This is a genomic window from Mesorhizobium sp. P3_A9, assembly GCF_056402975.1.
This window is the reverse complement of sequence record NZ_JBFUGJ010000326.1, coordinates 1-6,602: the sequence shown is the minus strand read 5'-3', so window position 1 is coordinate 6,602 and position 6,602 is coordinate 1. Positions and strand designations below refer to the sequence as shown.

Annotated in this window: 5 protein-coding genes; 2 read left to right on the top strand and 3 right to left on the bottom strand. The window is 62.8% G+C overall.

What is annotated here, in order from left to right:
• The first annotated feature begins 219 nt into the window (after positions 1 to 219).
• Complete coding sequence (locus AC1DX0_RS28665; protein WP_477221859.1) at positions 220 to 609, top strand: DoxX family protein; 390 nt, start codon at positions 220 to 222, stop codon at positions 607 to 609.
• Positions 610 to 631: 22 nt separating this feature from the next.
• Here the strand turns inward: AC1DX0_RS28665 and AC1DX0_RS28660 are convergent, their stop codons facing one another.
• Both AC1DX0_RS28660 and AC1DX0_RS28655 read right to left on the bottom strand, forming a co-directional pair.
• Complete coding sequence (locus AC1DX0_RS28660) at positions 632 to 3,058, bottom strand: GcvT family protein (protein WP_477221858.1); 2,427 nt, start codon at positions 3,056 to 3,058, stop codon at positions 632 to 634.
• A gap of 57 nt (positions 3,059 to 3,115) precedes the next feature.
• Entirely contained in the window at positions 3,116 to 4,654 is a 1,539-nt protein-coding gene (locus tag AC1DX0_RS28655) for a trimethylamine methyltransferase family protein (protein ID WP_477221857.1), read from the bottom strand.
• 217 nt (positions 4,655 to 4,871) lie between these two features.
• Between AC1DX0_RS28655 and AC1DX0_RS28650 the strand changes: the two genes are divergently transcribed.
• The gene (locus tag AC1DX0_RS28650) at positions 4,872 to 5,462 is read left to right on the top strand and encodes a transglycosylase SLT domain-containing protein (RefSeq protein WP_477357771.1); all 591 of its coding nucleotides are present in this window, start codon (positions 4,872 to 4,874) and stop codon (positions 5,460 to 5,462) included.
• A 13-nt stretch (positions 5,463 to 5,475) separates the two neighbouring features.
• On the opposite strand, the gene AC1DX0_RS28645 is transcribed toward AC1DX0_RS28650, so the two are convergent.
• On the bottom strand, positions 5,476 to 6,602 hold a 1,127-nt coding region (locus AC1DX0_RS28645; RefSeq protein WP_477357768.1), incomplete at its 5' end, for an oligopeptide/dipeptide ABC transporter ATP-binding protein.

Here is a 6,602-nt window from a genome sequence, read left to right as displayed (position 1 = left end):
GACAACGACTTTCTTCATGGCAAGGGACCCCCACATTTCAGGTGTTTTTACAAATACAACCATAGCGATACAAAAGCAACCCAGACGAGAACAATATCAAAGGGCATACCAGGGAACGTTTCCAATCACCGATTGTTGATGACATGCCATGGGAAGTGAATGGTCCATGGCCGGGCGATAATCTATGGCCGGGCCGGGAGGGTGAAAATGGAGTTTCAGATGAAGCTTTTTGAAAGCCTCTCCAGATACCAGCCGCAAGCACTCGGCATCCTGCGCATCATGACCGCGCTGCAGTTCCTGGAACATGGCAGCCAGAAACTGTTCAATTTTCCGATAAGCGCCCAACCTCATGCTCTGAACAGCCTGTCGCTCACCACCGGCATCCTCGAATTCGCCGGTGGCATCCTACTGGCGCTGGGCCTGTTCACCCGTCCGGTGGCGTTCCTTCTGGCCGGCGAAATGGCGATCGCCTATTTCACGGCGCACATGCCGCGCGACTTCTTCCCGGCCAACAATGGCGGCGACGCAGCGATCTCCTTCTGCTTCATCTTCCTCTATCTGGTGTTTGCCGGCGCCGGCGCCTTTGCGCTGGACAACCGCAAGGCCTGATGTCCCATGCGGGGGTGAGCCCTCACCCCCGCATCCGTTCGAAATTCGCGTCGAACAGCGGCGCCGCCTGTATGCGCGCCGCGTGACGCTTGCCCAGCAACTCGATTTCGAAGCCGTCGCTCTCGTCGGCGATCTCCTTCGGCACATAACCGACGGCGATCGACTTTTTCGAATGATGCGCGTAGCCCCCCGACGTCACCCAGCCACGCACCGCGCCGCCGAACCAGATCGGCTCGTCGCCGATGACGTCGGCGTCGTCGGCCTCGACGATGAAGCTGCGCAGTCGTAACTTGCCGCCTTGCTTACGCTCGGCCAGTGCCGCCGCCTTGCCGATGAAATCCGCCTCCTTGCCATAGGCGACGAAGCGGTCGAGTCCGGCTTCCAGCGGCCCATAGATCGGCCGATATTCGCGTCCCCATGAGCCATAATTCTTCTCCAGCCTGAGCGCATTGAGCGCGCGCGAGCCGAACAGGCCGATGCCGAATTCTTCGCCCGCCGCCATCAGCGCGTTGAACGCCGCGCGCTGGTATTCCGGCGCCACCCAGATCTCGTAGCCGAGATCGCCGGTGTAGCTGACGCGGCCGACCAGGCACGGCGCCATGCCGATATCCATCTTCGCCACCGCCATGAACGGAAACGCCACATTGGAGACATCCGCGCGGCTGACCTTGGCCAGCACCTCCCGCGCCTTCGGGCCGGCAATCGCCAGGCCGGTGAGTTTGGCGCCCAACGCCTCGATGTGGACCGAGCCATCGCCAGGCAGATGCGCCTCGAACCAGCGCATGTGATACTGCTCGGCGATACCCGAGCCGGCGAGGAACCAGCCGTCAGGACCGAGATTGGCCAGCGTGAAATCGCCGATCAGCCTGCCGTCCTGCTTCAGCATCGGTGCCAGCGTCATGCGGCCAGGGTTCGGCAGTTTGCAGGCGAGCATCTTGTCGAGCCAGGCAGACGCCCCCTCGCCCGTCACCTTGTATTTGGCGAATGACGAGATTTCCGACAGGCCGACGCCATCGCGTACCGTTGCGACCTCCCTGGCGACATGAGCGAAGTCGCTTGAACGGCGCCAGGAGAACTCATCCTTGATGCCTTCCGGCGCATACCAGAGCGGCACTTCCAGCCCATAGGCGACGCCGAACTGCGCGCCCTTGGCCGACAACAGATCGTAGACCGGCGTTGTCTTGAGCGGCCGTCCGGCGGGCAACTCCTCGTTCGGGAAACGGATTGAAAAACGCCTGGAATAGTTCTCACGCACCTTGGCGTTGGTGTAGGCCATCGTCGCCCAGTCGCCATAGCGCGCCACGTCCATGGCCCAGATGTCGGCACCGGGATCGCCCTCGATCATCCAGTTGGACAGCGCCAGCCCGACGCCGCCGCCCTGCGAAAAACCGGCCATGACGCCACAGGCGACCCAAAAACCCGGCAGGCCGCGCACCGGCCCGACCAGTGGGTTGCCGTCCGGCGCGAAGGTGAAGGGCCCGTTGATGATTTGCTTGATACCTGTGTTCTGGAAGGCCGGGAAATGCCTGAACCCGACCTCAAGCGATGGCGCGATGCGGTCGATATCGGGCGCCAGCAATTCATGGCCGAAATTCCAAGGTGTCTGGTATTCGGACCATGGCTTGTTGGCTTTCTCATAGGTGCCCATCAGCATGCCGCCACGCTCCTGGCGCAGGTAGAGTTCACCGTCGAAATCGACGGCATGCATGATCTCTTCTCCGGTCTTGGCGTTCCAGGCGGCGACTTCCGGCATGTCTTCGGTGATCAGGTACATGTGCTCCATGGCCAGCACCGGCAGTTCCAGGCCAACCATGCGGCCGACCTCGCGCGCCCACAGGCCGCCGGCATTGACGACATGCTCGGCCACCACCTCGCCCTTGTTGGTAATGACGCGCCACAGCCCGTCGGGTCGCCGCACGATATCTTCGACCTTGGTGAAGCGTTCCACTTCGGCCCCAAGCTTCCGCGCGGCCTTGGCATAGGCGTGGGTGACGCCGGAGGGATCAAGATGGCCGTCCTCTTTGTTGCGGACAGCGCCGACGAATTGCTTGGGGTCGAGCAGCGGCATCAGTTCGGCCGCCTCCTTCGGCGAGATTTCCTCCAGCTCGATGCCGAGATAGCGGCCCTTGGCGACGACGCCGCGCAGCCAGTCCAGCCGCGCCTCGGTCGCCGCCAGCAGCACGCCGCCGGTCAGGTGCACGCCGGTCGCCTGGCCGGAAAGCTCCTCGATCTCCTTGTAGAGGTTGATGGTGTATTTCTGCAGCTTGGCGACGTTGGGGTCGCCATTGATCGTGTGCATGCCGCCGGCCGCGTGCCAGGTCGAGCCCGATGTCAGCTCATCACGCTCCAACAGCACCACGTCGGTCCAGCCATGGCGCGCGAGATGGAACAGCACGGAGCATCCGACGACGCCACCGCCAATGACCACGACCTTTGCATGCGATTTCATGGATTTTTCTCTGATATCAATGGATTGGATGGGGGAATGGATTCAAGACGGGAGGCGTCACGGTTCGCCCTGCCCGATCGCTTCCTTGCGCCTGGCGACATAGGCCTCGAGCGCTTCGCGCACGGCGACATCCATCGCCGGCTCGACATAGTCTTCCAGCGCCTTCTTCCACAGCCGCGTCGCGCGTGCCGTGGCGTCGAGGCTGCCGGCCTCCTGCCAGGCCTCATAATTCTGCCAGTTGGAGAGTATTGGCTGGTAGAAGGCGGTGGCGTAGCGCTCCAGCGTGTGCGGCTCGCCGAAGAAATGGCCGCCGGTGGGCACCGCGCCCAGCGCTTCGATGGCAAGCTCGGCCTCGTCGACCACGATCGGGCGCAGGAACTCCATCATGTGCTGGATCATCTCGACATCGATGATGAATTTTTCAAACGACGCCGTCAGCCCACCCTCCTGCCAGCCGGCGGCGTGGTAGACGAGATTGCCATGGCCGAGCACCGCGCCCCACAGCGCCATCAGCGTTTCATAGGCGCCTTGCGCATCGGCGGCGTTGGAGGCCGAACCGGGCGTGGTGCGGTAAGGCAGCCCATAGCGCCGAGCCAACTGCCCCGAAGCGACGTTGGCCTTGGTGTTCTCCGGCGTACCGAAGGCCGGCGCGCCCGACTTCATGTCGACATTGGAGGTGAAGGCGCCATACATCACCGGCGCTCCGGGACGCACCAGCTGCGTCAGCACGACGCCGAACAGCGCCTCGGCATTCTGCTGCGCCAAAGCACCCGCCAGCGTCACCGGGCTCATCGCCCCCATCAGCGTGAACGGCGTCACCGCCACCGACTGGCCGAACTCGGCCATGGTCATCAGGCCCTCGGCCATCATCTCGTCGAAGCGGCGCGGCGAGTTGACCGAGATGATGGTGGCGATACCGGGATCGTCGCGCAGCTGGTCCAGCGTCAATCCGCGCGCGATCGCCATCATCTCGATGCCGTCCAGCGCCCTGCCCCGGCCGATCGCCGAGACATGGAAGCTCTTGTCGGTCAGCGTCAGATTGGCGAAATAGGTGTCGAGATGGCGCGAGTTGGCCGGCAGCTCGACCGGCGCGCAGACCTGGTTGCCRAGCATGTGGACGCAGTTGAAATGCTGCGCCAGCCGAGTGAGATCCGCATAGTCGCGCAGATTGCCGGCGCGRCGGCCGCGCTCCATGTCGTGCACATTGGGTGGCCCGGCAACCAGCGTGAAATTGATGGTGTTGCCGCCGAGATGGATCGTGTTGGCCGAGTTGCGTGGTGTCAGCGTGTAGGTGGACTGTGTGGTCTTCAGCGCCGCGTCGACCATGCCGCGATCGATGCGCACGTTTGCTGTGGCGTGATCGACCCTGGCACCCGCCTTCTCGAACAGCGAGAGCGCCCGCGGGCTCATCACCTCGATGCCGAAATTTTCCAATATATGCATCGACGCCTGGTGGATCGCCTCGATCTGATCGGGCGCCAGCAACGCCATCGGTGGATAGGGATTGGTCACCCGCCTTTGCGGCAGTTGCGGGATCGGCACTGGCCCCCGGTTGCTGGTGCGCTCGGCGCCGCGCTTGCGTCTTGGTTCGTTCATGCCAGGCATCAAAGCCTTGGCAAACCGGGCAAGCTGTCAGAAATACGCCGTTTACAGGCGTGATTTTAGCCACGGCGGCATTTATGCAGTTTCATTTTATAAAAGGCGACAAGAAGAGTCGGAATATCAATACGGCATTTTGCCGAGCACTCGTGCCGACGAAGCGTTAACGGACGCAGCAAGATTCCYTTTAKGWTTTCGGCCTATTSSTCWTCCCATGSKYAGGTCGAGTTTTAGTAAAATTGTAGCKGTTKGCGTKCYGCTGGCRYTGTCGGCCTGYGCSACSSCGCCMAGCCACATCAACAATGTCTGTGCCGTCTTCGACCAGAATGACGGCTGGTTCGACAACTGGCAGTCGGCTGCCGAACGCACCTCGCAGAAATACGGCATCCCCGTGCCCGTGCTGATGGCGACGGTGCGCAAGGAATCCGGCTTCAAGAGCAACGCCCGGCCGCCGCGCACCAAGCTGCTCGGCTTCATTCCGTGGAAGCACGTCTCCACGGCCACCGGCTTCTCACAGGCGCTGGACGGCACCTGGTCGCAATATCAGCGCGAAACCGGCAATTGGGCGGCGCGGCGCACCAAGTTCGCCGATGCCGTCGATTTCGTCGGCTGGTATCATTCCAAGACGGCAGACACGTTCGGCGTCGCCCGCAACGACACTTACAATCTCTACCTCGCCTACTATCTCGGCTGGACCGCCTATGGCCGCGGCAATCGCGGCGATGCCGGCGTGCAGGGCTACGCGCGGGCGACCGACAAGATGGCCCGCGACTACGCCGTCCAGCTACAGCAATGCGAAAACTAGCACCCTTCCCGGTTTAGTGCCGCCTTGTCGTATCTTTCGGCTTCTTAACACCGGTTTCGGAAGCCTCGTCGACTACTTTGTTGCGACGGGCTCGCATCCCAGCCTGGCCCTGCTCCACGGCCTCGCCGATCTCGTCCGCTTCCGCGGTCGACGCTTTGCCACGCGGACGGTTGGGCGCTGTTCCTGTCGAAACCGGGCCGCTGCCATGCGGCGCATCTTCCGGCACGCCTTCATGGGCAGCGTGCTCCTTGTCGAACTTGATCACCGGCTCCATCGTCGCCAGCACGTCGTCGGACAGCCAGCACAGGCTCATATGGCCGTCGCCGAGGTGCTTGACCGGCGGCACCTTGGTCTCGCACAGATTGTCCGGCACCAGCTTCTTGTAGCCGCAGCGTGTCTGGAACGGGCAGCCGGACGGCGGGTTCATCGCCGAGGGGATGTCGCCTTCGAGCACGATGTGTCGCTTCACCACGCTGGTGTCGGCGATCGGGATCGCCGACAAAAGCGCCTCGGTATAGGGATGATAGGGCGGCGCGAAGATCTGGTCAGTCGTGCCTTGCTCGACGATGTAGCCGAGATACATGACGACGACGCGGTCGGCGATGTAGCGCACGACCGACAGATCGTGGCTGATGAACAGCATCGTCGTCTTGTTCTTGCGCTGGATGTCCATCAGCAGTTCGGTCACCGCCGCCTGCACAGACACGTCGAGTGCGGAGACCGGCTCGTCGGCCACCACCACCTTGGCGTCGCCGGCAAAGGCGCGTGCCACGCCGATGCGCTGCTTCTGGCCGCCAGACAGCTGGCGCGGCTTGCGSGTYTCRAAKGCSCGCGGCAGCTTCACCAGGTCGAGCARTTCCAGCATSCGCTTGCGCCGATCAGCAACCGTCTTGCCGACATTGAATTTCTCCAGCGTGCGGATGATCTGCGAGCCGACCGAATGGCTGGGGTTGAGCGTGTCGAAAGGATTCTGGAACACCATCTGGATCGACGACACGGTTTCGACACTGCGGCTCTCGATGCCGGTCGACTGGATCTGCTTGTTGCCCAGCGTCACCGTGCCGGCACTGGCCGTCTCCAGGCCGAGCAGCACCTTGGCCAATGTCGACTTTCCGCAGCCGGATTCGCCGACGATGGCGA